The sequence below is a fragment of the Desulfosarcina alkanivorans genome, assembly GCF_009688945.1.
Taxonomy (GTDB): Bacteria; Desulfobacterota; Desulfobacteria; order Desulfobacterales; family Desulfosarcinaceae; genus Desulfosarcina; species Desulfosarcina alkanivorans.
Window position 1 is genome coordinate 6,125,598 of record NZ_AP021874.1, and the last position, 24,006, is coordinate 6,149,603.

The following is a 24,006-nucleotide window of genomic DNA, read 5'->3' on the forward strand; positions in this document are numbered from 1 at the left end:
ACGGAACCGGCCCGATCCCTCTGTCCGGGTGCGGCCCACCCCTTCGATTAACCGCAGAGAAAAAACCGCTGATTGAAAAGGCGATATGTCCGTGTGACCCTGAAAGCGAGGAAATGTGCTTATTTGTATTGACAACTTAACAAATAATTGGCAGTTTACCGAGAACCGAGAACCGAGAACCGAGAACCGAGATCGCCTCATGCTCAACACCCAATCGCCCATCCCTTTGTACCACCAGCTGGCCGACATTCTCATGGAGGGGATCCGGTCCGGCGACTATCCGCCGGGTGCACGCATTCCCTCGGAACCCCAGCTGGCCAGGCAATACGGCATCGGCCGGCCGACGGTCCGCCAGGCCATCGACGTGCTGGTGCGCCGGCGCCTGCTGTTACGACGGCGGGGGTCGGGAACCTACGTGCGCACACCGGACCGGGAGATCGATCTGTTCTCCCTGGCCGGCACCAGTTCGGCCTTCCACGACAAGGGGATCGCCGTGGATGTTGAGCTGCTCCAGTCAACGCGACGGATCAACGTCCCGGATGATGCAGCCAACCCCTTTGCCGGGGGGGCCGCCTTTTTCCTGTCCCGGTTGAACCGGGTGGACGGGGTGCCGGTGCTGATGGAAGACTTCTATCTTCATCCGGTGCTGTTCAAGGGCATCGAGCGCATGGACCTGGCCGGGAGGTCCCTGTCCCAGGTGGTCGAATCCAGCTTCTACATGCGGCCGCTGGGGGGGCGGCAGACCTTTCAGATTGGACGCCCGGATGCCCGGACGTCGTCGGTCATGGCGGTCAGCACCGATACGCCGGTGCTGGTGGTTCACCGGTACCTGAATTTCAAGCAGGCGGAAAATGCCGTTTTCTCCATACTGACCTGCAACACCGCAACCTTTGTTTTTTCCCAGCAGATTGGAGGCCTGAGTCATGATTAAACGTGGATACTACGGGGATTTCGGGGGGGCGTTTCTGCCCGAGATCCTGGTGGCCACCTTCGATGAACTGGAAGGGGTCTACAACGAGGCCAGAAACGACCCGCTTTTCTGGCATGATTACGAGCAGCTGATGGCCAGCTATTCCTGCCGGCCGACACCCGTCACCTTTGCCGGGAATCTGACCGGCCACTTCGGCGGGGCCAGGATTTTTATCAAGCGTGAGGACCTCAACCACACCGGCGCCCACAAGGCCAACAACGTGATGGGGCAGGGGCTTCTGGTCAAGCGCATGGGAAAGACCCGGGTGATTGCCGAAACCGGGGCCGGGCAGCACGGTGTGGCCACGGCCACCATGGCGGCCCGTTTCGGCTTCGACTGCACCATTTACATGGGCGAGGTGGATGTCGAACGCCAGCGGCCCAATGTGTTCTGGATGGAGCAGCTGGGAGCCACGGTGGTGCCGGTGACCGACGGCACCCGGATCCTGAAGGACGCCATCAACGAGGCCTTCCGGGATTGGGTGACGAACATGGATACCACCCATTACGTATTGGGCACCGCCTGCGGGCCGCACCCCTTTCCGGAAATGGTCTCCTGGTTCCAGTCCATCGTCGGCAAGGAGGCCCGTCGACAGTTTCTGGAGGCGGAAGGGCGGCTGCCGTCACGGATCTTTGCCTGCGTGGGCGGCGGGTCCAACGCCATGGGCATCTTCAGCGGATTCTTCGACGATGAGGTCGAACTGGTGGGTGTGGAGGCCGCCGGCCGGGGGCTGGATTCCGGTGAGCACGCCGCCAGGCTCTGTTCGAGCGACGCCAGCGTGGGCGTGGCCCAGGGGTACAAGACCTATTTCCTGCAGGACGGCGACGGACAGATGAGAGAAACCCACTCTATCGCCGCCGGCCTCGACTACGTGGGGGTGTCGCCGATTCTCTCGGACCTGAAGGAAAATGGGCGGGTGCGTTTTGAAGGGGCCACGGACAGGGAGGTGATCGACGCACTGTCGCTGACCATGAAAAAAGAGGGCGTCATCCCGGCCCTGGAGTCGGCCCACGCGTTTGCCCGGGCCTTCAGGGAGGCCCCGGCGATGTCAACGGACGACATCATCCTGATCAACCAGTCCGGTCGGGGAGACAAGGATATCTTCACCATCGCCGATGCCTTCGACGACCCCAAATGGAAACAATTCATCATTGAAAAGGCGAAACACTACCATGCTTGAATCGTATATTCGTTCCCGGTTGCAACAGAAGCCGATTCTGCTGATGACCCACATCGTCATCGGCTATCCGTCCCTCCAGGCCTCCATGGAGATTGTGCGCACCATGGTGGCGGCCGGTGTGGACCTGATGGAACTGCAGATTCCCTTTTCCGAGCCCATTGCAGACGGTCCGGTGATTCTGAAAGCCAACCAGCAGGCCCTGGCCAGCGGGATCACGGTGGGCCAGTGCCTGGATTTCGGCCGCCAGGCGGCCCGCGAGTTTCCGATTCCCTTCCTGTATATGACCTACTACAACATCCTCTTCAAGCACGGCGTGGACCGATTTGCCGAGGGCATGAAAGATGCCGGCGTCCACGGGGCCATCGTGCCCGACCTGCCGCCGGAAGAAGCCGACGGTTACCTGGGCGCCATGGGCCGGCATCAGCTGGCTCCCATTTTTATCTACTCGCCCACTACTTCCGAGGCGCGCATGTCCACCATCGCCCGGGTGGCCGACGGGTTTGTGTACTGTGTGGCCCGTAAAGGGGTCACCGGCGACCGGACGGCATTCTCCCGGCAGATCGGCGATTACCTGGCACGCTGCCGGGCGGCCACGCATCTGCCGCTGGCGCTGGGTTTCGGTGTCAAAGACCAAAAGGATGTTGAATTTTTGACGGGGAAGGCGGATATTGCCGTTATCGGCACGCAAGCCATGCGGGTGATGGAAGACCGGGGAGTTGGCGCATTGCGTGCTTTCATCCGTGACCTCGGTCAACCCTGACCATTCAACGACCTTTTGGCGAAAGGCGACCGATGCAGGACTCCTTTTCTTTTTCCGCGATGCCGCAACTGATATTCGGTCCGGGAGCCGTCGGCCGCCTCGGAAAAATCACGGCAACATTCGGCCGGACGGCGCTTCTGGTGACCGGGGAGCACGCGCTCCAGCGATCCGGACATCTTCCCCGAATTCTGGATGATCTCAAGACCTCAGGCGTCAACGTGTTTCCATACCGAATTGCCGGAGAGCCGTCTCCCGCCATGGTTGATCGGGCGGCAGGCGGTTTCAGGGGCAAGGCCGTTGACGTGGTGGTGGCCGTGGGCGGCGGCAGCGTGCTGGATGCCGGAAAAGCCATTGCCGCCATGCTGAAAGAGAACGGGTCCGTGACGGACTACCTCGAGGGGGTGGGAACACGCCGGCCAACGGGGCGGTCGGCACCGACCATTGCCGTGCCCACCACGTCCGGGACTGGCAGCGAGGCCACTAAAAACGCCGTTCTCTCACGGGTGGGACCCGATGGTTTCAAGAAATCCCTGCGGCACGACAATTATATCCCCCGGATGGCCATCCTGGACCCAACCCTGTGTGTGGGGGCGCCGCCGTCGGTGACCGCGGCCTGCGGGATGGATGCCCTGACCCAGTTGATCGAGTCCTACGTGTCCACCCGGTCCTCGCCGTTGACTGACGCCTTGGCACTGGACGGCATGCGGCAACTGATCCCGGCGCTTCCCGATGCCTGCGGGAAGGGCGCTTTGGATGCGGATTGCCGCGGCGCGGTGGCCTACGGGGCGTTTCTCTCCGGCGTCACCCTGGCCAATGCGGGACTGGGCGTGGTGCACGGTGTGGCCGGTCCCATGGGAGGGCTCGTCCCCATCCCCCACGGCGTCGCCTGCGCCAATTTGCTGCCCTTTGCCGTGACGGCCACCGTCGACAATCTGGCTGCCATGAATGGTGACGCCGCCCACACCGCCATCGGGAAGTATGCCCGCATCGGCCGGCTGTTCGGCATCGCGAACGAAGACCGCCTGGACTGCTGCCGCCATCTGGTGGATTGCCTGTATCGATGGCTCGATCAGCTGGACGTGCCCCGGCTGGGGACCTTCGGCTTGACGGCAGCCCATGTCAATCGTCTCGTAGATGCGTCATCCAATAAAAATAATCCCCTGCCGTTGTCTGCCGGACAGATGGGGCGGATGATTCAGGACCGGCTTTAGCCCCCGAGAAAAAATTGCGTCGCATTTTTCACCAACAGACAGGCTCTTTTCCCAATGGAACAGATTCGATATCGGCGGCAGGTGATGTTTGCCCTGTGTTTTTTTCTGCTCATCCCCATGGCGCCGCGGGCCGCCCAGGCACTCGAACCCGGTGAAGTCCTCATCATCGCCAATCAACAATCCCCGAAGGGCGTTGCCCTGGCGCGCTACTACGCCACAAAAAGAAACATCCCGGACCGCAACCTGCTCCTGTTGGACCTGCCGGTTGCAGAGGTCTGCAGCAGAGATGCGTATGACCATCGGATCGCGGCCCCGGTGCGTGCGTTTCTGAAAACGGTCGAACCGGCCTGGGGCATCCGTTGCCTGGTATTGACCTATGGTATGCCCCTCAAAGTGGCGCCTGCCGATCAGGATGGTGCTCAAACGGCCAGCGCCCTGAAAGAACGGGAAGCGGTCCTTGAACGGCTGACGGGCGGCCGGCATGAAACCGGCGGTGCCGGATCGCCATCCGCGCTGTCCGAGGAACTGGCCGATGTCAGAAGGCGGTTGCATCAACAAAAGATCGCCACCGACCAGTGGGCCTCGGTGGATTCGGAACTCGCCATTGTCAGGGCCTTGGATGCGCCGGTCGGCGGTTGGGTTGAAAATCCTTTTTATATCGGCTTCAGAAAACGGCCTGCATCCATTGCCCGGGAAGACGTATTGATGGTCAGCCGCCTGGATGGCCCCACTGCGGCCAGCGTAAAGAGAATTATTGATGATGCCGTCCTCGTTGAGAAAACGGGCCTTTCCGGTACGGCCTATTTTGACGCCCGATGGCCGGCGGACCCATCACCTGCAACATCGGCCTACCGGATTTACGACCGATCCATTCATCAGGCGGCCCGACAGGTGAAAGGCAGGATGCCCGTGATGGTTGACGATGCCGATACCCTGTTTCAGCCCGGCCAGTGTCCGGATGCAGCCCTGTATTGCGGCTGGTACAGCCTGGCGACCTATGTGGATGCCTTCGACTGGCAGCCGGGGGCCGTGGGTTTTCATATCGCCAGCAGTGAATGCACCACCTTGAAAAAAGAAAACAGTCAGGTCTGGTGCAAGCGTATGATCGAAAAGGGTGCCTGCGCAACCATCGGGCCCGTCGGTGAGCCCTACCTGCAGGCCTTTCCCATGCCCGAGGTCTTTTTCGGGTTCCTCAGCGAGGGGGTGCTGTCGCTTGCCGAATGCTATATGGTCAGCCTTCCTTACCTGTCCTGGAAAATGGTTTTGATTGGCGATCCCCTCTATCGTCCCTTTTGAATCGTCCCCTTTTCTCACTTCTATCGTCTGCGCAAATTGCGGCGCACTGGCGGCGCGGCTGTTCGAAAAATGCGCAGCTGCCAACCATTTGGCGCTGTATTCTGTGAAGAATATTAAAAATTTTTATTTAAAACAGGGTGTTGAAGATTTTACTTCCGATGGTATGTATGTTGCAATTTCCTAATCCCAATTGCTGGCATGGCAATGGAGCCGCACCGGGAGTGAAAACGAAAACGAGGTGAGCGATGTTAAACAAGATGACGGCCATGGCCGATGAGGAGTTTCCCCGATTTGAAGAACCCGCGCGTTTTTCCCGGAAAGAAGAAAGCGCACCGATCTATTACGCCGGAGAAGAGGAAATCGGACTTCTGGATATCGTTCTTATGGATGGACTGGTGAACAACGAGACCCGTAACCGGTAAATTTTCAAATGCATCCATGCGATCAGGAGGCGGGCGCATGGATGCCGTTATTCGATGATCTCAAGCACCGTCCGTTTTTTGATTTTTGAGGAAACGGCGCTCAGAATGGTCCTCATGGCTTGAGCGGTTCTGCCTTGCTTGCCGATAACCTTCCCCAAATCTTCTTTCGCGACCGTCAGTTCCAAGACGGTGGTTTGATTGCCTTCCACTTCCGCTACGCTGACCTGATCGGGTTTGTCCACCAGAGATCGTGCAATCGTGGTGACTAATTCTTTCATCATATCATCTTCCTTTCAGTCTATCTTGTATTTGCGTTCAGTTGATGCGTCGCGTCTTTTCGGTCGGCAGAAATATCCAATTGCAATGCAATTCGGTTGCTGTTCCGATGATTTGCGGTGTTGAATCCATAGGTGTAATACAATAAATCAATTATATAGAAGTCAAAGTAAATGACAATACTATATTTATTCGTAATAACCACGTATTCAAAATAAGTGGTTGTGAAAATGGCCTTGCCGGGTATCCATCGACTCGTCGGGAAGGACGCGTCAACCTCCGGTGATGAACGTTCTCATTGGGAAGCGGGACGACGAGGGCCTGGAAGGGATCCAATCGATCACCTTGACTGCCTTTTGACCCGAGACATGATTTACGCTTGTTTACAACAACCCGTAATGATATCCTATCAAGCCGTTCTTACGGCGGGATAAACAACGGTTATTTTATGGATAAATAACCTGGCTCTAACTGCACCATCGGAGGTAACCCCGGTCAGCCCATGAAGGCCCCCTGGCGATACTATTGTGTTTTGGTTGTTGGCACGTCATTGCTGCTGGGGTGCAGCCCCTTCCAACCGGCGATGATGCCTGATGCAGCGGGAGACGTTCCCGAAACCTATTCAGTTTTCGGAGTCGAGCCGGATGACTTGTCGCCGTGGTGGGATTCCGTCGGGTCACCGGAGCTCAGCCGTCTGATCGGCGAGGCGTTGTCGGGCAGTTTTACCCTTAAAGAAGCCTGGGCCCGGCTGCGCCAGGCCCAGGCGGTGGCCGTCCAGGCCGGCGCCGACCTCTACCCGGAACTGGGGGCAACCGGGGCCGCTGAATATTCCCGCCGTCGCTCCGAGTCGTCCGGTGGCCGTTCCGAGGGCGATGAGAATTATGCCTTCGGGCTGGCAAGCAGCTATGAAATCGACCTGTGGGGCAGGGTCAGAAGCCAGCGGGAGTCGGCCCTGCTGGATGTGGACGCTTCACGGGCGGATCTGCATACGGCCATGGTGACGGTGGCCGGGGAGGTGGCCGACCGCTGGGTGCGGATCCTCTCCCAGCGGCTTCAGAAACAATTGCTCGAGAAGCAACTGGCCAATAATTTAACGATTCTCGAACTCATCGAACTGCGGTTCAGAAAAGCCATGGTGTCCGCCCTGGACGTTTACCAGCAAAGGCAGGCCGTGGAGAATGTCCGCGCCAAAATTCCGCTGGTGGAGGCCGAAACGCAGTTGTTGATGCACGAGCTGGCCGTACTGCTGGGCCGGCCGCCCCGGGCGGACCTGGGATTGACCCAGTCAGAAATGCCGGCCATCGGCCCTTTCCCGGCGATCGGTCTTCCGGCCGATCTGCTGGCCAGCCGACCCGATGTCAGGGCGGCCGGCATGCGGTTGATAGCCGCCCAATGGCAGGTTGCCGCCGCCCGCGCCAATCGCCTTCCGGCCCTGCGGCTGACTGCCGACGCCCAATACGGCCGCAGCGACCTGGACCTGCTTTTTGACACCTGGCTGTTGAGCCTGGCGGCCAACCTGACAGCACCTGTTCTTGACGGCGGACGCAGGGCGGCGGAGGTGGACCGGACCCGGGCGCAGGTGGACGAGAACCTCTGGGCATACCGCCGGACGGTGCTGACGGCAGTCAAGGAAGTGGAAGATGCCATGACCAGTGAGGCCCGTCAACGCGAGCACATCCAGGGACTTCAAGCGGTGAATGCGGCGGCCCGGAAAGGGCTCGAGGAAGCCATCGGACGATATCGAAACGGGCTCAGCGACTACCTGCCGGTGATTACTCAGCTGCTGTCTTTTCAGGACCTGGAACGCAACCTGATCAGCCAGCAGGAACGGCTGATTCTATACCGGGTTGGACTTTACCGGGCGCTGGGTGGTGGGTGGGCGACCGAAGCCGGATATCCTGAATGAGCGCTTGGAGCGATGTATCATGAATGACGGAAAAATGACGCAATCCGATGACGCCGCTGCTGCTTCCCATCGCCGCAGACGTTGGCGCTGGTTGGCGAACCTGCTTCTCTGCCTGGTAATTATCGCAGTCGGGCTGGGACTGGCCGAATACATCAAAAAGACATCCCCCAAGGCGCAAAAGCGGGTTCCCCAGCGAAATGTCCCGCGGGTGACGGTCCTGGCCCTGTATCCCGGAGACCATCAGGTCTCGGTCAGCGCCATGGGTTCGGTGGTGCCCGCGCGGGAAATGACCTTGAAGTCAAGGGTTTCCGGTCAGGTTGAATCTATCCATCCCGAGTTTATGACCGGGGGCTTCATCGGCCAGGGGGAACGCATTCTAAAAATCGATCCCGAGGATTACCGCCTGGCCCTTGCGCGCAAAGAGAGTCAGCTGACCAATGCCCAGTACGAACTCAAGGTGGAGATGGGATACCAGGAGGTCGCCCAACGGGAGTGGACGCTGTTGAATTCCGGAAAACCGGCCAAACCGGCAGATGTCGAACTGGCGCTTCGAAAGCCTCACCTGGCCAAGGCGCAGTCGGACGTCGCCGCCGCCCAGGCCGAACTGGATCAGGCCCGGCTCAATCTGTCGCGGACCGACATCAGGGCGCCCTTCAATGCGATTGTCCGGAACCAATACGTGGAGATCGGCTCCCAGGTCTCCACCCAGGATGCCCTGGCCGACCTGGTGGGGACAGACGAATACTGGATCCGTGTTTCCCTGCCGGTGGATCGCCTCCGTTGGCTCCGCATCCCGACCCGACGGTCCGAAGCCGGTTCGACGGCAACGTTCCATTACCGCGGGCACCAGGGCTCCGGCCGGGTCATCCGGTTGCTCGGCGACCTCGAAACCCAGGGACGCATGGCTCGCATCCTGGTGTCGGTAAAAGACCCGCTTGGGCTCAAGGCCCCGCAGCACGACCGGCCGCCGCTGCTGATCGGCGAGTATGTTCGGGTGGCGGTGCAGGGGGAACGCCTTACCGGCGTCTACCGCATACCGCGCAGCGCCCTGCGCGACAACGGCACCATCTGGATGGTGGATGCATCCGACACCCTGCGGATCCAACCCGTCGATACCGTGTGGCGGGATGAGCGGATGGTTTTGATCGCCAACCACATCCGCCCGGGGGACCGCCTGGTGGTATCGGACCTGGCTGCGCCGGTGGACGGCATGGCGGTGGAGGCCGGAAGCGGGGACCCGTCCACGGGCGACCTTGCCCCGGCAACGGAAGGTGGCAGCAATGGGTAGCGGTCGCCGCCAACCCGGTCGCCGGGGCGAACCGGCAGGCAAGGGCCCCATTGCCTGGATGGCCGGGCACAGTGTCGCCGCCAACCTGTTGATGGTCGTTTTTCTGGTGGGCGGCCTGATCTATGCCGGACAGATTAAAAAAGAGGTGTTCCCCGACTTCGAGCTGGATTACGTCACCATCAGCGTACCTTACCCCGGCGCCAGTCCGGAGGAGGTGGAGCGCGGCGTGGTGCTGGCCGTCGAAGAGGCGGTGCAGGGTCTGGACGGGATCAAGGAGATTACGGCGACCGCCGCTGAAGGCTCGGGCAGTGTTACCGTCGAAATTATCGAAGGAAAAAGCATCGCGCGCCTGGCCCAGGACATTCAGGCCGAAGTGGACCGCATCACTTCCTTCCCCGACGAGGCGGAAGAACCGCGGGTGAGCATTGCCCAGCGAAAACGCTCCGTGGTTTCACTGGCCCTTTACGGTGACCAGGATGAAAAGGTGCTGCGCGAGACCGCGGAACAGGTCAGGGACCGGCTGCTCCAGTCGCCCCAGATTACCCAGGTGGAGTTCTCCGGTGTCCGTGATTACGAAATCGACATTTCGGTTCCCCAGTCGCAGCTGCGGGCCTATGGCCTGACCCTGGCCCAGATCGCCCAGACGATTCGCCGGGCGGCGGTGGAACTGCCCGGGGGGGCCATCAAGACCGAAGGCGGGGATGTGCTGGTCCGGATGAAAGAGCGCCGCGACTATGGTCCCGAGTTCGGACGGATTCCCATTATCACCAGCAATGATGGCACCCAGGTGTTGCTGTCCGACATCGCCCGGATCAAGGACGGGTTCGAAGATTCGGACAGCTATGCCACCTACAACGGATATCCCGCCATTCTCATCGAGGTCTATCGGGTGGGGGAACAGACCCCCATCGCCGTTTCCGAAGCCGTACGGGAAAAATTAATCGAGATCAATGCGGACCTGCCGCCGAAGATTTTTCTGGATGCGCGCAACGATCGGTCGGACATCTATCGGCAGCGCATGGACCTGATGCTCAGAAACGGCTATATGGGACTGGCGCTGGTCTTCATCCTGCTGGCGATTTTTTTAGAGCCCCGCCTGGCCTTCTGGGTGAGTCTCGGCATTCCCATTTCCATTCTGGGTTCCCTTTTTTTCATTCCCATGGCCGGTGTGAGCATCAATGTCATCTCCATGTTCGCTTTCATCATTACGCTGGGCATCGTGGTGGATGATGCCATCGTTGCCGGCGAAAACATGTTTCATCATCGCCAGAAAGGTTCCTCCTGGTTCAAATCCGCCGTGGATGGAACGCGGGAAATCGCTACGCCGGTGACCTTCAGTGTGCTCACCAACCTGGTGGCCTTTGCCCCGCTGTTTTTTGTGTCCGGTTTCATGGGCAAGGTCTTCCGGCAGATTCCGGTGGTGGTGGTTGCCGTATTTGCCATTTCCCTGGTAGAGAGCCTGCTGATCCTGCCGGCCCATATCGGCCACCAGCGACGCAGTGCCCCCACCACCGGTCTTTTCGGCTGGCTGTTCCGGCTGCAGCAGCGCTTCAGCAACTGGTTTTCCCGCATGGTGCGGACCCGGTATGGGCCATTTCTGGATCTGGTCCTGAGAAACCGTTACGTGGCCATCAGCCTGGGGATCGCCCTGCTGATGGTCACCATCAGCTTCGTCAGAAGCGGGCGGATGGGATTCGAGCTGTTTCCCAAGGTGGAATCGGATTACGCCATCGTTACCGCCGTGCTTCCCTACGGAACCGCCGTTCAAAAGACCGAGGCGGTTCAGCGACGCCTGGTCGCATCCGCCCAGCAGGTGGCTGATGAAAATGGCGGGGAGAAACTGGTCGAAGGCATTTTTGCCCGAATTAACGGCAACGAGGCCACCGTGCGGATTTACCTGACTTCGCCCGAGGTTCGCCCGATCTCCACAGCCGCCGTAACCGCCCTGTGGCGGGAGCGGTTGGGCGCCATTACCGGTCTGGAGTCGCTGAAGTTCGAATCCGATGCCGGTGGACCCGGACGGGGGGCTTCCATCTCCGTGGAGTTGAGCCATCGCAATGTCGACATCCTTGCCCGGGCCAGCGGGGAAGTGGCCCAGGCACTCGGCTATTTTCCCAATGTCACGGATATTGACGACGGCTATTCACCGGGCAAGCGGCAGATCGATTTCAAAATCAGGCCCGAAGCCCGCAGCCTGGGGCTTCGGGCCCAGGATGTGGCCCGCCTGGTACGGCATGCCTACTACGGCGCCGAAGCCTTGCGCCAGCAGCGGGGGCGCAACGAAGTGCGGGTGATGGTGCGACTGCCCAAAAGCGAGCGGGTGTCCGAACAGCAGCTGGAGGATATGGTGCTGCTGACCCCGGTGGGCACGGAAATCCCGCTGATGGAAGCGGTGACCGTCCAGCACGGGCGGGCATACACCACCATCAAGCGGCGCAACGGCCGGCGGGTGGTGACCGTGACTGCCGATGCCCGGCCGAGGAGCAAGGCCGGCCAGATCCTCAGCGCCCTTTCCGACGAAACCCTGCCTGCACTCCAGGCCCGATACCCGGGCCTGACGTATAGTTTCGAGGGGCGGCAGGCCGACCGCAGAGAGAGCATGCAGAGCCTGACAAAGGGGCTCATGTTTGCCCTGCTGGTGATCTACGCCATGCTGGCCATCCCTTTCAACAGCTTCATCCAGCCCCTGATTATCATGCTGGTGATTCCCTTCGGTATTGTCGGAGCGGTGATCGGGCACCTGATCATGGGGTACAGTCTGAGCCTGATGAGCATGTTCGGGGTGGTGGCGCTTTCCGGCGTGGTCATCAACGATTCGCTGGTGCTCATCGATTTTGCCAATCGGCAGCGGCTACAGGGAATGGATCGCCACGATGCCATTCACGTTTCCGGTATCAACCGCTTCCGGCCGATCCTGCTGACCACCCTGACCACCTTCGGCGGACTGACCCCCATGATTTTCGAAACCTCGCGGCAGGCCCGGTTTCTCATCCCCATGGCGGTTTCCCTTGGGTTTGGCATTCTTTTCGCCACATTGATCACCCTGCTCCTGGTTCCCTGCCTTTACCTGATTGTCGAAGACCTGCGCCAGTTGCTGCATGTGTTCCGATCGTCGGAAGCCGGGACCGGATGAGATGCCTTGTCTGCGCCGCGATGGCGCTCATGAGCCCTTTGGAGTCGATCAGGATGGCTGCGACGGCGGCCGGATAAAATGGTTAAACCCGGGATATGCTGACCGATGAGCAACCACAATGCCAATCAATGCCAACGCTGCGGGACCTGCTGTGAGAAGGGGGGACCCGGCCTTCATCTGCAGGACCGGGACCTGGTCGACAGCGGCCGGATTCCACTGCGGTGCCTGTTCACCCTGCGGCGGGGGGAACTGGCCCGGGACAACGTCAAGGGCCGCCTGGTTCCGCTGGCCCAAGAGATCATTAAGATAAAGGGGCAGCCCGGCAGGTGGACTTGCCTGTTTTACCATAAAAAGACCCGGGGTTGCGGCATCTACGAACATCGTCCGCTGGAGTGCCGGGCGCTGAACTGCCGGGACACCCGGCGGATTGAAGCGGTATACGATACCGCCCGTTTGACCCGACGGGACCTGTTGGCCGGCGTCGACGGTTTATGGGATCTGGTCGAGGACCATGAGCAGCGCTGCAGCTATGGCGGACTGAAATCCCTGGTGGGCGATGGGAGCCGTGGGGATCGCCCCGGGCAGGAAGCGGCCATTCTGGAGATTCTGCGTTATGATGCCCATGTCCGCCAGCTGACCGTTGAAAAGGGGGGAATGGATGAACGGATGCTTGATTTTCTATTTGGCCGCCCACTGGCCGAAAGCATCAAGATGTTCGGAATTGCGTTGAAAAAAGAGAGCGGAACATACCGGCTGGTGTTTGGGTCATCAATGTCCGGAAGGTGAGCCGGCGGTGAACGGCAACCCTGTCGCGACCCGTCGCTTCAACTTCTGCCGGCGACCGGATGCCTGTGTACATCGATGACCCGGAACGACCGTTTTCAGATACCATGATGGAACAGGAGGAACAGATGAACAACCGTTGTTTGGTTAGCGTGATCGTTGGTTTGGTGGTATGGGGCGGCCTTTCCCTGGCTACGGTGATGGCCCGGGAGATTACCGTTGCCCAGGCCGTGGTCTGCCAGGAGGTGGTGGACCGGGTGCCCGTGGGGGCCGGCGACGTGATCCCTGCAGGGACGGAGCGGGTGTTCTGCTTTACCCGGATCGAGGGGGCCGGGGGAGACGCCGAGATTACCCACAACTGGTATTACCAGGGCAGCTTGAAGGCCTCGGTGGTCCTGCCGGTGCGCGCCGGCAGCTGGCGCACCTGGAGTTCAAAGAAGATGCTTCCGGAATGGACCGGTGAGTGGATGATAGAAGTGCTTTCCAAGGACGGCACCCCCCTGGAGAGCGTCATTTTTTTCGTTCAGTAGTACCTGCCGATGGTTTCTGCAGGCCTTCCCGTGCGGGGTCCATGCGGTCCATGCGGCATGGTTGGTTCCGGATGGGCCCTGTGCAGACTCCCCGGGACTGGATGGGGCCTCTTATTCGTCCAGGTTGCTCAGGACCGGCATGCGGTCGTATAGCCCGGGCCGGCGATTGGGAAAGAAATACCGCATGCGGTGGCTGCGGACATGCTGAATCCGTTCGGCCGTCAGGTCGACCACGATCATTCCCGGTTCTCCCGTCAGGCGTGTCTCCATGATCTCTCCGGACGGTGAGAAGACCACGGCATTTCCGGGGAAGACCAGGCCGTTTCCGTTGTCGCCGGTTTGATTGCAGGCCACCACGAAGAGGCCGTTGTCAAAGGCCCGGGCGGGAAGGTGGCGCATCCACGACTGGTGTTTGTCCGCCGCCTGACCCCGCGGTGAGGCATGGGGCATGAAGATGATGTCGGCATCGGTTTCTGCCATTCGCGTGGACAGCTCGGGGAAATGAGCATCGTAACAGAGCTGGATGCCGAATCGGATCCCTGACCAGTGGAACACCGGCAGGGCGCTGCCTGGCCGGAACTGGTCTGTTTCCGGCGGCGCCAGGTGAAGTTTCCGATAGACACCGGTCCGGCCCTCCGGCGTGATCACCATATGGCTGGCATAAACTGTTCCGGCGGCGTTTTTTTCGGCAAAACCGATCAGCAGTGCGACGCTCAGCTCAGCTGCCAGGCGCACCATCAGCTCAATTTCAGGTCCGTGGACAGAGATGGCATGCCCGGCGATCTTCCGGTGGTTGCTGTAGCCGGTAAGATTGAGTTCCGGGAAGCAGACGAGGGTGGCCCCCTTGTCTCTGGCCAGCAGGGCCCAGCATCGGATTTGTTCCAGATTTTGTTTTACCTGGCCCACGGGACAGCGGCAGACCACCGCCGCGATGCGGATGTCTTTCATCATGAGCGGGTCAGGCGAACGTCCAGCTTGCGGGTTCTTGGCCCGTCAAACTCACAGAAGAAGATCCCCTGCCAGGTCCCCAATACCAGCTGCCCGTTTTCAACGGCAACGGTTTCCGATGATCCGATGATTGACGTTTTCAGGTGTGCGGGGGAGTTGCCTTCCATGTGGCGGTAGTCGTCCTTCCACGGTACCATTTTGTTGAGCACCATGAGGATGTCCCGACTGACTGCCGGATCGGCACTTTCGTTGATGGTGACGGCTGCGGTGGTATGGGGCACGAAGACCATGCAAAGGCCGTTTTTCATATCGCTGTCGGTGACCTGTTGCTGAACCAGGCGGGTGACGTCGATCATTTCCGTCTGTGAATGGGTTTTCACGGTAAGGCGCATGGGAGACCTCATAGGAAAGGCGTTCAGACTGAAGGGGGTCAGGCGAAAGGTTGAACTTCGTTTTTAATGTCGATGGAGACCCAATGCATTCAACCCATCACCCGGATAAAAAAAAGCTCCGCCTTTTCAAGCGGAGCCTTTTTTTAAAAATCAAAACTTCGGAGTGTTTAGACACATCCGGTGGGCTTCGGAAGACCCGCCATCTTACATGCTCCCTTTCCGGGGCCTGAGGGGAACAGTTCATAGATGTGTTTCAGTTTGAAGCCGGTCACCTTGGACAGCACGCGAACCATGGGGGCGATGCCGTTCTTTTCGTAGTACTCGCGAAGCACTTCAACGACCTTCTTGTGTTCGTCGTTCAATTCATCGATGCCTTCTTCTTTTTTTACATACTGCACCCACTCTTCTGACCAGTTGGTGTAGTCATCGATAAAACCGTCTTCATCTACCGTGAAGCTTTTTCCACCAAATTCGACTGTCGGCATGTTGCTCATTCCTCCTTTACAAATTTGTTAGTATTTCCGGCACACTGCCGTTTAAGTTCTTTTGTAGAAATTACGCTTATTAGCGGATTGCGTCTTATATGTCAATATGAAAACCAAAAATTACCCGGGCAGAAAATAATCCCGAAATGCCCTCACCGGAGGCGTCCCGTCAATACTCCCTCGGCGTCCGGTTGATCTGGTCCAGGGTGAACACGGGGCCGTCCTTGCACACCAGTTCCTTGCCGATGCCGCATCGTCCGCACATGCCGAATCCGCATTTCATGCGGTTTTCCAGGCTCATTATAATGTGGTCGTGGGCATAGCCCAGCTTTTCCAGCACCGGCTGGGTGAATTTGATCATGATGGGCGGGCCGCAGACAATGGCATAGGTGTCCTCACCGCCCTGGGGAGCCTTTTGTTCGGTGATGGGGGGGACGAACCCCACGTTGTACTTCCAGTCGGGATCGTCGGTGGCGTCCACGGTGATATGCATGTTGATGTCATCGCGCTTTTCCCATTCCACCAGCTCATCCTTGTACAGCAGCATGCCCGGCGATCGGGCGCCATACACCACGTCGATGTTGCCGAACTTCGGCCGGTTGGCCGGATCCAGCATGTAGACGATGGACGAGCGCAGGGTCGTGAAGGCGAATCCGCCGCCGACGATGAGAATGTTTTTCCCCTCCAGTTTTTCCCAGGGGTACCAGTTTCCCAGGGGACCGCGCAGGCCCATGACATCTCCGACCTTCATGTTGTGCAGGTGGGTGGTGACCACACCGGCACGATTGACGGTGAATTTGACAAACCCTTTTTCAACGGGCGATGAGGCGATGCCGATGGGGATCTCCCCTTTGCCGGGGATGGACAGCTCGCCAAACTGGCCGGCCTGATAGGCGTATTTTTCTTCATCGCCTTCGTTGAGGAAGACGAATTTGAACGTCTTCAGGCTCTTGTCTTCGGCCTCGACGACGATGTCGTCAATGCGGACCGGATAGGGTAAATATGGATTTTCCAATTGTTCTTCCCTCCATAGGGTTTAAGCCGGCGTTTTCAGCAAGGCTTGCGGCAGGAAGCGGTATCCTTGACTTGAATACCGTGACGCCCCATGACGCAGCCCAAACACGCCGTCTTAACATCTATCAACCCTGCGCAGCGCAGGCGTCTGCAGGTTTGAAGCGATTCATCAGCTCGCACACCCGGCGGATATCGATGTTGACCGGGCACTGGCGAACGCAGCGGCCGCAGCCGACACACATGATGCCCGCATCATATTTGTCCACAAAATATTTGAGCTTGTGCATGAAGCGCTGGCGGACCCGCTGGGTCTTGGTATCCCGGGGGTTGTGCCCGGTGGTGTGGACGGTGAAGATGGGGAACATGCAGCTGTCCCAGTTTTTCATGCGCACACCGGATGTTCCGTGCGTCTCGTCCTGAATGTCGAAACACCAGCAGGTGGGGCAGGAGAAGGTGCAGGTGCCGCAGTTCAGGCAGGCGAATGCGATGTCATCCCAAAAAGGTGCACCGTGGAGTTCCAGAAGGTCGGTACCGGCCAGGTTGTCGGTCTCCACCGCGGAGACGATCCGGTCTTCGGCGGCCTTACGGCCGGCATCGAAGGCCGCTGCATCGTCTGACGCCTCGTTCCACCCGGCCGCATCGGCAAAGGCCTGGCCCTTTTCAGTGAGGATCTTGGCCAGGTAGGATTCTCCCCGGTCCATGACCAGCATGTCCAGGCCTTCCTCATGGTAGGGCCCGCAGCCGGCGGTGGTGCAAAAGCAGGTGGACATGGGCGCGTCGCAGGCCATGCCGATGAAGGTGGTCGCCTGGTAGGCAGTGAGCCAGTAGGGGTCCTTCACGTCCGGCGCATCGAAGTTCAGCCTGACCAGCCTTGTGGCTTTGGCATCACAGGGCCGGATGCCGACCACGGCGCGGGGTGCATCGTCTTTGGGCACCTCTTTCATGATGTGGTGGTCGTCCCGGGATTCGTCCAGTGAGTATTCGAGCATCACTTCGGACTGGGGGAACAGCAGTGCCTTGGGGGACAGGCGGGTGTTGACCATGTCCAGATCGGGCATTTCACCTTTGTCCAGCGCCCTGAACTGGTGGTAGTCCTTCTCGCGCACCGGCCCGAAAAGCCGGTAGGCGTCGGCCGCGGCCGTCAATCCTTCTGCCCAGTTTTTTTTGTCGATTGTAACGAGCGTCATAGCGTTACCCTTTACAGCTTTAAAGGAAATATCAGATATCCCTGTTTTACTTGATGAAGGTTTCCGGATCATTGGCCTGGTAGGCATCCAGCGCCGGACGCTGATCCAGGGAAAGGCCGGCTTCCCATCCGAACTGCTCCTGGCAGTCCATTTCCAGCTTGCGCGTGAGCAGGCGCATGTTGATGCCCACCGGGCAGGCCCGTTCGCAGGCACCGCAGTCGGTGCACCGGCCGGCGCAATGGTAGGCCCGAAGGAAATGGAAGGTCCGCACGTCCACAGGGTCCTGGCCCTTGCCCACCCACTGGGGCTTGGATTCGTCCACGAAACAGGTGGGGCAGTAGCAAAGCGGGCAGGCGTTGCGACAGGCGTAGCAACGGATGCACGGTGAGAGCAGGTCCTCAAAGAACTGCCATTTTTCCTCGCTGCCCATCGCCTCGATCTTGCGAATGTCCGCGTAGCGGTCAACGTCCGCTTGCTCTTCAACCGGATCGGCCACCATTTCGTCGTGGACCACCGGGTTGCGATGGACGCACAGGGCGCAGTTCTGCTGCAGCACCTCGGTTTTGTCCAGAAGCGTTTCCGCATCGGCCGTTTTGACCTTGATGGTGTTTTCGGTCTCGGACACCTCCAGGATCTCACCGGTGACCATGCCGGTGATCTTGCGTTTGTCGATCATTCCGGTGCAGGGGACCCCGACGATGTGGACCTGATCGCGCTTGATCTTGTTTTCGATGATGTGGGTGACGATGTTACGCGAATCGCAGCCTTTGGCGAAAATGGCGATCTTTTCCTTGCGGTTGGTCAGGTAGTTCGCCAGGTTAATGCCGCAGTTGCTGTCCCACACCAGCGACTGCACATCCTCGGGTTTGGTGACAAAGCACGGTTCGTTCATCATCGGCATGGTTCCTTTGCGGAAGCCGATGACCATGTCCACGTCACATTCTTTAAGAAGGCGACCGGCGATGTCCCTCATTTTTTCGGTGTATCCTAACATATCACGCTACCTTCGCCTGTTGTTTCACAAAATGTTTGTTGGGTCCCAAGGCGCGGACCGCTTCGGTCACCTGGGTCACGACATCGATGAACTTGGTGGCTTCGGCCGAAGACACCCATGACATGTGCAGGCGATCGCGTTCGATACCCATGTATTCCATCAGGTTGCTAAAAAGGGCAAATTTCCGTCGAGCGTAGTAATTACCTTCCAGGTAATGGCAGTCGCCGGGATGTCACCCGGATACCCACACCCCGTCGGCGCCGTTTCGCAGAGCGGCCAGTGCGAATTTCGGGCTCATGCGACCGGTACAGGGGATCCGGATGACCCGGATATTCGGTGGATACTGCATCCGGCTGACGCCGGCCAGATCCGCTGCGCCGTAGCTGCACCAATTGCACAGAAAGGCCACAATTTTCGGTTCCCATTCAGACATATCGTTTCTCCTTCATTCAGGCCCGGCCGGCGATGGTAAGCAGCAAGCGCCGACTCAATGTAAATTGGTTAGTGCCCATCCATATGCCGCGGTGAAAATTTTCACCGGCCTTGATCTTGTCCAAATTTGCCTGTTTCTGGACGGACACTAATTGTTTGTTAACGGTTACCGGTTCACAGTTCACATCTTTTTTTAATGAACGATGCAACGCTTTAAGCCTCCGGATATTGATAACCTGCCTTCTGTTTTATTAACCGCAACCCGATAACTGCAAACCGTGAACGGTTTCTGATCAGATGGCATCGAGCATGGCAAAAATCTGGTTGTTGTCGAATCCCCTGAGGTGGATGGCACCGGACCGGCACGAGGCGACGCACAGGCCGCATCCTTTGCACAGGGCCGGATTGATGGTTGCCCGGCCGGCGAACATGCGTGCATCCTCCGCGATGAAGCTGGGGGCGGAGTAGGGGCAGATGGACACGCATACCCCGCAACTGGAGCACATCTGGGGGTCGACCGAGGCCACTTCACCACTGGTAAAGATGTTTTCCTGGGCCAGCAGGGTGACGGCCCGCGATGCCGCGGCCTTTCCCTGGGAAACGGCCTCATCAATGGATTTGGGATAATGGGCCAACCCGCAGAGGAAGACGCCGTCCGTGGCAAATTCGCACGGTCCGAGCTTGGCGTGCTTCTCGACGAAAAAGCCGTCATCGTTGAGCGGAATTTTGAAAAACTGGGAAAGCTGCTCATCGGCGTAAGGCACAATGGCCGCGGCCAGGGTCAGCAGGTCCGTGGTGATTTCCACGGGCAGGCCCAGCACATGATCGGTGACGCGCACCGTCAGCCGCTCCCCGTCGCGGACGACCCGGGGTTTGTTCTCGAGGTCATAGCGGATGAAGATTACCCCGGCCTCACGGGCCTTCTTGTAGAGTGTTTCCCGCTCGCCGTAGGTGCGGATGTCCCGGTATAGAATATACACACCCGCTTCCGGATTGCGCGTCTTGATGGCCAGGGCGCTTTCGATGGAATGGGTGCAACAGACGCGCGAGCAATAGGGCCGCTCGGGTTCACGGGATCCCACGCACTGAATGAACACCGCCGTGTTCAGCCCGTCGAGCATGGCATCACCGGCCAGCATCTTGCGATCCAGTTCCAGGCTGGTCAGCACCCGCGGATCTTCGCCGTAAAGGTATTCATCGGGCTGCAGTTCGCTGGCCCCGGTGGCCACGATGGTGACGCCATGTTCAATGGCGGTCTCTTCGGTACCGTTTTTCAGGACGGTCTTGAAGTTGCCCACAAAACCGTCCACGCTGGCCAATTGGGTGTTCAGGTGCACGTGAAGCCGTTTTTCGGCGTTGACCCGGGCCACCAGGTCGGCCAGGTGGGATTGGATGTCTTCCCCCCGCCAGGTCCGGTAGAGGCTGTTGGCCTGCCCGCCCAATTGACCGGTGCGCTCCACCAGATGGGTGTCATACCCCTGGCGGGCCAGGCTCAGAGCGGCCGTCATGCCGGCGATACCGCCGCCGATGACCAGCGGGGTCTGACCGACGGTGAGTTCGGATTCGGCCAGCGGTTCTTTCAGCGCGACCTTGTTGATGGCCATGCGAACCAGGTCCATGGCTTTATGGGTGGCAATTTCAGGATTGTTTTTATGGACCCAGGAATCCTGGTTGCGGATGTTGACCATTTCGAACAGGTATTTGTTCAGCCCCGCATTGATCAGGGTTTCCTGGAAAAGCGGTTCGTGGGTCTTGGGCGTACAGGCCGCCACCACCACCCGGTTGAGGCGTTTTTCCCGGATGATGTCGGTCATGCTGTCCTGGGTGTCCTGGGAACAGGAGTACATGTTGTCGGTCACGTATTCCACAAAGGGCAGGGTGGCCGCATAATCGCGAACGGCCGGCACATCCACCACCCCGGCAATATTGATGCCGCAGTTGCAGACAAAGACGCCCACCCGGGGACGATCCCCGGCCACATTGACTTCGGGGACCACTTCGGCCGTGCGGGTCTGGGTGTTTCTCGCGGAGCTGAGCAACTCGCCCGCGGCGGCTGCCGAGGCACTGGCATCCACGACGGCCTGGGGGATATCCTTGGGGCCCTGGAAGGCGCCGCAGACAAAAACCCCGGCCCGGCTGGTGGTCACGGGGGCAAAGGTGTCGGTCTGACAGAAATTTCCCGATGTCAGGCCCACCCCCAGGGATTCGGCCATGGCCACCACTTCGGGGGAGGTTTCCAGACCCACGGAAAGGACCACCATGTCAAACACCTCGGTCTGCATCTCGCCGCTCTCGGTCACATAGCGGATCGACAGATCGTCGCTGCCGGGTACGGGATCGATGGTATGCACCTTGGACCGCAGGAAGCGCACGCCCTGGGATTTGGCCCCCTCGTAATAACGTTCGAAATCTTTTCCGTAGGTGCGCATGTCCATGAAAAAGACAGCGCAATCCAACGCATCGCCGGCGTGTTCCTTGGCGATGACGGCCTCCTTGATGGCGTACATGCAGCAGACCGAAGAGCAGTATGCATTGTTGCAGCGGTTCTGGTCGCGCGATCCGACACACTGGAACCAGGCAATTTTCTTGGGATCCTTGTGGTCCGATGGCCGGGCCACGTGACCTTCCGTGGGGCCGGAGGCACTCAGCAGCCGCTCGAACTGCATCGAGGTGATCACGTTGGGATGCTTGCCGTAGCCGTAAAAATCAAGTTTGGACGGATCGTAGGGGCTGAAGCCGGGGGCCAGAATCACCGACCCCACTTCCAGATCCAGGATCTCCCGCTGCTCCTGGTGCGTTTCCAGGGTGACGGCGCCGGCGCCGCAGGCGTCCACGCACTGGTAGCACTCGCAGCAGTAGCCGCAGTTCAGGCAGCGGTGGGCTTCGGCCTGTCCCGCTTCCTCGGTCAGGCCCTGTTCCACTTCGTTGAAGTTGCCCCGGCGCGCTTCGACGGGCAGTTCCCTCATTTTGGCACGCGCTGCCACCGGTTCGTCGGCGGGAATCGGACGGTAGACCGGATCGTCACGGTCGATGGGCTCGCGTCCGGCAGCCATGTCGACACCGTCCAGATAGCGCACGATGGACTCGGCCGCTTCCTTGCCGGCAGCGATGGCGCCGATGGCCACCCAGGGGCCGGTCTGCAGGTCTCCGCCGGCAAAGACGCCTTTCCTGCCGGTGGCGTAGGTGATGGGGTCCACTTCGGTGGTGCTCCAGCGCGTGAATTCCAAGTCCTCGACCGCTTCGATGGCCGACAGGTCCGGTCGCTGGCCGATGGCCGGGATCAGTTGGTCGATGTCGAGATCGTATTCGCTGCCCGGAACCGGCACGGGGCGGCGGCGTCCCGATGAGTCCGGCTCGCCCAGTTCCATGCGGATGCAGCGCAGCCCGGATACACGGCCGTCGGCGGTCAGGATTTCCTGGGGGGCGGACAGGTAGGTCAGGGCCACCCCTTCGGTCTCGGCGGCCTGAATTTCCTCTTCCCAGGCCGGCATTTCCGCCCGGGTGCGGCGATAGATGATCTGGACGCTTTCAGCACCCAGCCGCACGGCGGATCGGGCCACGTCGATGGCCACGTTGCCGCCGCCGATGATGGCTACATGTTTGCCCACCGGCGCCGTTCCGGAAAGGTTCACTTCCCGCAGAAAATCGACACCCTGGCGCACTCCCTTTGCCTGTTCTCCGGGAACCCCCAGGGTGATGCCCTTGTGGGCGCCCAGGGCGAGGTAGACCGATTTGAAGCCCTGCTCGAAAAGGGCGTCCACGGTGAGGTCGTCGCCCAGCGGGGTGTTGGTCTTCAGTTCCACACCCATGTTGGTGATCAGTTCGATTTCCCGGTCCAGGATTTCGGGCGGCAGCCGATGATCCGGAATGCCCACGCGCAGCATGCCGCCGGCTTTGGGCAGGGCCTCGAAAATGGTGGACATGATACCCTTGCGGGCCAGCTGATAGGCTGCGGACAGGCCCGCCGGTCCCGAACCGATGATGGCGACCCGCTCTTCCCGCGGGGCGGCCGTGGGAATCTCGATTTCACGGGGGTCGAACTGATCGGCGGCCAGGCGTTTCAAATCCCGGATGGCGACCGGGTGGTCCACGTCGCAGCGGCGGCAGGCGTCTTCGCAGCCGTGGGGACAGATGCGGCCTAGCACGCCGGGCAGAGGCAGATCCTCCATGATGATCTGCAGGGCTTCCTTGTATTTTCCTTCGCCCACCATCTGGACGTAGCCCTGGACGTTGAGTCCGGCGGGGCAGGCCAGGCGGCAGGGCGCCTTGTCCGCCTTCTGGATGGCAAAGGCGCCGGGAATGGCCTGGGCATAGCGCTTGTAGGTTGCCTTGCGGTGGTTGAGCCCCTGGTTGTATTCGTCGGGCAGGGAGACCGGGCATACCTCTGCGCAATCGCCGCAGGAGGTGCATTTGGCCGGGTCGATAAAACGGGGCCCTTTGTCAATGGTGACGCTGAAATTGCCTTCGGTGCCCTGGATGTCCTTGACTTCTGCGCACGTGATCAGATTGATATTCAGATGCCGGCCGAACTCGACCAGTTTCGGGGAGATGATTCACATGGCACAGTCGTTGGTGGGAAACGTCTTGTCCAGTTCGCTCATCACGCCGCCGATGGCCGGTGATTTTTCAACTACATGAACAAGGTATCCCGAATCGGCCAGATCCAACGCAGCCTGCATTCCGGATATGCCGCCGCCAACAACCAGAACAGAACCAATTGCGTCCTTTGTCATTGTTTCGTTCTCCTGATCGCGTTTGAAACGCATGGTGATAAATTTTAAAACTTCCAAACGATTAAG

The 24,006-nt window shown here is 59.7% G+C and carries 20 protein-coding genes; 11 read left to right on the forward strand and 9 right to left on the reverse strand.

The window, feature by feature from the left end; all coding sequences use genetic code 11:
- Positions 1-199: 199 nt before the first annotated feature.
- The 6 genes from DSCA_RS26615 (at position 200) to DSCA_RS26640 (ending at position 5,839) form a co-directional block, all read left to right on the forward strand.
- Positions 200-931 (forward strand): GntR family transcriptional regulator, encoded by a 732-nt coding sequence (locus DSCA_RS26615; RefSeq protein ID WP_155319325.1) that lies wholly within the window; start codon positions 200-202, stop codon positions 929-931.
- Positions 924-2,150, forward strand: a complete 1,227-nt coding sequence (trpB, locus tag DSCA_RS26620) for a tryptophan synthase subunit beta (RefSeq protein WP_155319326.1) — start codon at positions 924-926, stop codon at positions 2,148-2,150. The genes DSCA_RS26615 and trpB overlap by 8 nt, the downstream gene beginning before the upstream one ends.
- Entirely contained in the window at positions 2,143-2,910 is a 768-nt protein-coding gene (gene trpA, locus DSCA_RS26625) for a tryptophan synthase subunit alpha (RefSeq protein ID WP_155319327.1), read from the forward strand. The genes trpB and trpA overlap by 8 nt, the downstream gene beginning before the upstream one ends.
- Before the next feature lie 32 nt (positions 2,911-2,942).
- Positions 2,943-4,121, forward strand: a complete 1,179-nt coding sequence (locus tag DSCA_RS26630) for an iron-containing alcohol dehydrogenase (RefSeq protein WP_155319328.1) — start codon at positions 2,943-2,945, stop codon at positions 4,119-4,121.
- A gap of 54 nt (positions 4,122-4,175) precedes the next feature.
- Positions 4,176-5,417 (forward strand): TIGR03790 family protein, encoded by a 1,242-nt coding sequence (locus DSCA_RS26635; RefSeq protein WP_155319329.1) that lies wholly within the window; start codon positions 4,176-4,178, stop codon positions 5,415-5,417.
- Positions 5,418-5,662: 245 nt separating this feature from the next.
- A complete protein-coding gene (locus tag DSCA_RS26640; RefSeq protein WP_155319330.1) occupies positions 5,663-5,839 on the forward strand; it encodes a hypothetical protein in 177 nt (58 codons plus the stop codon).
- A 47-nt stretch (positions 5,840-5,886) separates the two neighbouring features.
- On the opposite strand, the gene DSCA_RS26645 is transcribed toward DSCA_RS26640, so the two are convergent.
- Positions 5,887-6,117: a KH domain-containing protein gene (locus DSCA_RS26645; RefSeq protein WP_197904848.1), complete on the reverse strand. Its 231-nt coding sequence runs from the start codon at positions 6,115-6,117 to the stop codon at positions 5,887-5,889.
- 500 nt (positions 6,118-6,617) lie between these two features.
- Here DSCA_RS26645 and DSCA_RS26650 point away from each other — a divergent pair, with 500 nt between their 5' ends.
- The 5 genes from DSCA_RS26650 to DSCA_RS26670 all read left to right on the forward strand — a co-directional run bounded on the left by DSCA_RS26650 (position 6,618) and on the right by DSCA_RS26670 (position 13,755).
- Positions 6,618-8,021, forward strand: coding sequence for an efflux transporter outer membrane subunit (locus tag DSCA_RS26650; protein ID WP_155319332.1), 1,404 nt, complete (start codon positions 6,618-6,620; stop codon positions 8,019-8,021).
- 19 nt (positions 8,022-8,040) lie between these two features.
- Positions 8,041-9,309 carry an efflux RND transporter periplasmic adaptor subunit gene (locus DSCA_RS26655; protein ID WP_155319333.1) on the forward strand — a complete coding sequence of 423 codons (1,269 nt, stop codon included), beginning with the start codon at positions 8,041-8,043 and terminating at the stop codon, positions 9,307-9,309.
- On the forward strand, positions 9,302-12,442 hold the full coding sequence (locus DSCA_RS26660; protein ID WP_155319334.1) for an efflux RND transporter permease subunit: 3,141 nt from the start codon (positions 9,302-9,304) through the stop codon (positions 12,440-12,442). Before DSCA_RS26655 ends, DSCA_RS26660 begins: the two co-directional genes overlap by 8 nt.
- Positions 12,443-12,547: 105 nt before the next feature.
- Complete coding sequence (locus DSCA_RS26665) at positions 12,548-13,228, forward strand: YkgJ family cysteine cluster protein (RefSeq protein WP_155319335.1); 681 nt, start codon at positions 12,548-12,550, stop codon at positions 13,226-13,228.
- A gap of 125 nt (positions 13,229-13,353) precedes the next feature.
- A complete protein-coding gene (locus DSCA_RS26670; protein WP_155319336.1) occupies positions 13,354-13,755 on the forward strand; it encodes a DUF2914 domain-containing protein in 402 nt (133 codons plus the stop codon).
- 111 nt (positions 13,756-13,866) lie between these two features.
- Here the strand turns inward: DSCA_RS26670 and DSCA_RS26675 are convergent, their stop codons facing one another.
- From DSCA_RS26675 to DSCA_RS26710, 8 genes are all read right to left on the reverse strand, one after another.
- Positions 13,867-14,706, reverse strand: a complete 840-nt coding sequence (locus DSCA_RS26675) for a nitrilase-related carbon-nitrogen hydrolase (RefSeq protein ID WP_231716293.1) — start codon at positions 14,704-14,706, stop codon at positions 13,867-13,869.
- Positions 14,703-15,095 carry a secondary thiamine-phosphate synthase enzyme YjbQ gene (locus tag DSCA_RS26680; RefSeq protein WP_155319337.1) on the reverse strand — a complete coding sequence of 131 codons (393 nt, stop codon included), beginning with the start codon at positions 15,093-15,095 and terminating at the stop codon, positions 14,703-14,705. The genes DSCA_RS26675 and DSCA_RS26680 overlap by 4 nt, the downstream gene beginning before the upstream one ends.
- Before the next feature lie 167 nt (positions 15,096-15,262).
- Positions 15,263-15,580, reverse strand: coding sequence for a TusE/DsrC/DsvC family sulfur relay protein (locus tag DSCA_RS26685; RefSeq protein WP_155319338.1), 318 nt, complete (start codon positions 15,578-15,580; stop codon positions 15,263-15,265).
- Between the two features lie 169 nt (positions 15,581-15,749).
- Positions 15,750-16,595, reverse strand: coding sequence for an FAD/NAD(P)-binding protein (locus tag DSCA_RS26690; protein ID WP_155319339.1), 846 nt, complete (start codon positions 16,593-16,595; stop codon positions 15,750-15,752).
- Positions 16,596-16,719: 124 nt separating this feature from the next.
- The gene (locus tag DSCA_RS26695; RefSeq protein WP_155319340.1) at positions 16,720-17,781 is read right to left on the reverse strand and encodes a 4Fe-4S dicluster domain-containing protein; all 1,062 of its coding nucleotides are present in this window, start codon (positions 17,779-17,781) and stop codon (positions 16,720-16,722) included.
- Positions 17,782-17,827: 46 nt separating this feature from the next.
- Positions 17,828-18,775, reverse strand: coding sequence for a 4Fe-4S dicluster domain-containing protein (locus tag DSCA_RS26700; protein WP_155319341.1), 948 nt, complete (start codon positions 18,773-18,775; stop codon positions 17,828-17,830).
- 1 nt (position 18,776) lies between these two features.
- Positions 18,777-19,208 carry a hydrogenase iron-sulfur subunit gene (locus DSCA_RS26705; protein WP_155319342.1) on the reverse strand — a complete coding sequence of 144 codons (432 nt, stop codon included), beginning with the start codon at positions 19,206-19,208 and terminating at the stop codon, positions 18,777-18,779.
- 292 nt (positions 19,209-19,500) lie between these two features.
- A complete protein-coding gene (locus tag DSCA_RS26710) occupies positions 19,501-23,940 on the reverse strand; it encodes an FAD-dependent oxidoreductase (RefSeq protein WP_155319343.1) in 4,440 nt (1,479 codons plus the stop codon).
- Positions 23,941-24,006 lie beyond the last annotated feature (66 nt).

Bases quoted from the DNA above. Each gene is read 5' to 3' on its own strand.
- DSCA_RS26615 (WP_155319325.1), top strand. From the start codon at position 200: ATGCTCAACACCCAATCGCCCATCCCTTTGTACCACCAGCTGGCCGAC.
- trpB (WP_155319326.1), top strand. From the start codon at position 924: ATGATTAAACGTGGATACTACGGGGATTTCGGGGGGGCGTTTCTGCCC.
- trpA (WP_155319327.1), top strand. From the start codon at position 2,143: ATGCTTGAATCGTATATTCGTTCCCGGTTGCAACAGAAGCCGATTCTG.
- DSCA_RS26630 (WP_155319328.1), top strand. From the start codon at position 2,943: ATGCAGGACTCCTTTTCTTTTTCCGCGATGCCGCAACTGATATTCGGT.
- DSCA_RS26635 (WP_155319329.1), top strand. From the start codon at position 4,176: ATGGAACAGATTCGATATCGGCGGCAGGTGATGTTTGCCCTGTGTTTT.
- DSCA_RS26640 (WP_155319330.1), top strand. From the start codon at position 5,663: ATGTTAAACAAGATGACGGCCATGGCCGATGAGGAGTTTCCCCGATTT.
- DSCA_RS26645 (WP_197904848.1), bottom strand. From the start codon at position 6,117: ATGAAAGAATTAGTCACCACGATTGCACGATCTCTGGTGGACAAACCC.
- DSCA_RS26650 (WP_155319332.1), top strand. From the start codon at position 6,618: ATGAAGGCCCCCTGGCGATACTATTGTGTTTTGGTTGTTGGCACGTCA.
- DSCA_RS26655 (WP_155319333.1), top strand. From the start codon at position 8,041: ATGAATGACGGAAAAATGACGCAATCCGATGACGCCGCTGCTGCTTCC.
- DSCA_RS26660 (WP_155319334.1), top strand. From the start codon at position 9,302: ATGGGTAGCGGTCGCCGCCAACCCGGTCGCCGGGGCGAACCGGCAGGC.
- DSCA_RS26665 (WP_155319335.1), top strand. From the start codon at position 12,548: ATGAGCAACCACAATGCCAATCAATGCCAACGCTGCGGGACCTGCTGT.
- DSCA_RS26670 (WP_155319336.1), top strand. From the start codon at position 13,354: ATGAACAACCGTTGTTTGGTTAGCGTGATCGTTGGTTTGGTGGTATGG.
- DSCA_RS26675 (WP_231716293.1), bottom strand. From the start codon at position 14,706: ATGATGAAAGACATCCGCATCGCGGCGGTGGTCTGCCGCTGTCCCGTG.
- DSCA_RS26680 (WP_155319337.1), bottom strand. From the start codon at position 15,095: ATGCGCCTTACCGTGAAAACCCATTCACAGACGGAAATGATCGACGTC.
- DSCA_RS26685 (WP_155319338.1), bottom strand. From the start codon at position 15,580: ATGCCGACAGTCGAATTTGGTGGAAAAAGCTTCACGGTAGATGAAGAC.
- DSCA_RS26695 (WP_155319340.1), bottom strand. From the start codon at position 17,781: ATGACGCTCGTTACAATCGACAAAAAAAACTGGGCAGAAGGATTGACG.
- DSCA_RS26700 (WP_155319341.1), bottom strand. From the start codon at position 18,775: ATGTTAGGATACACCGAAAAAATGAGGGACATCGCCGGTCGCCTTCTT.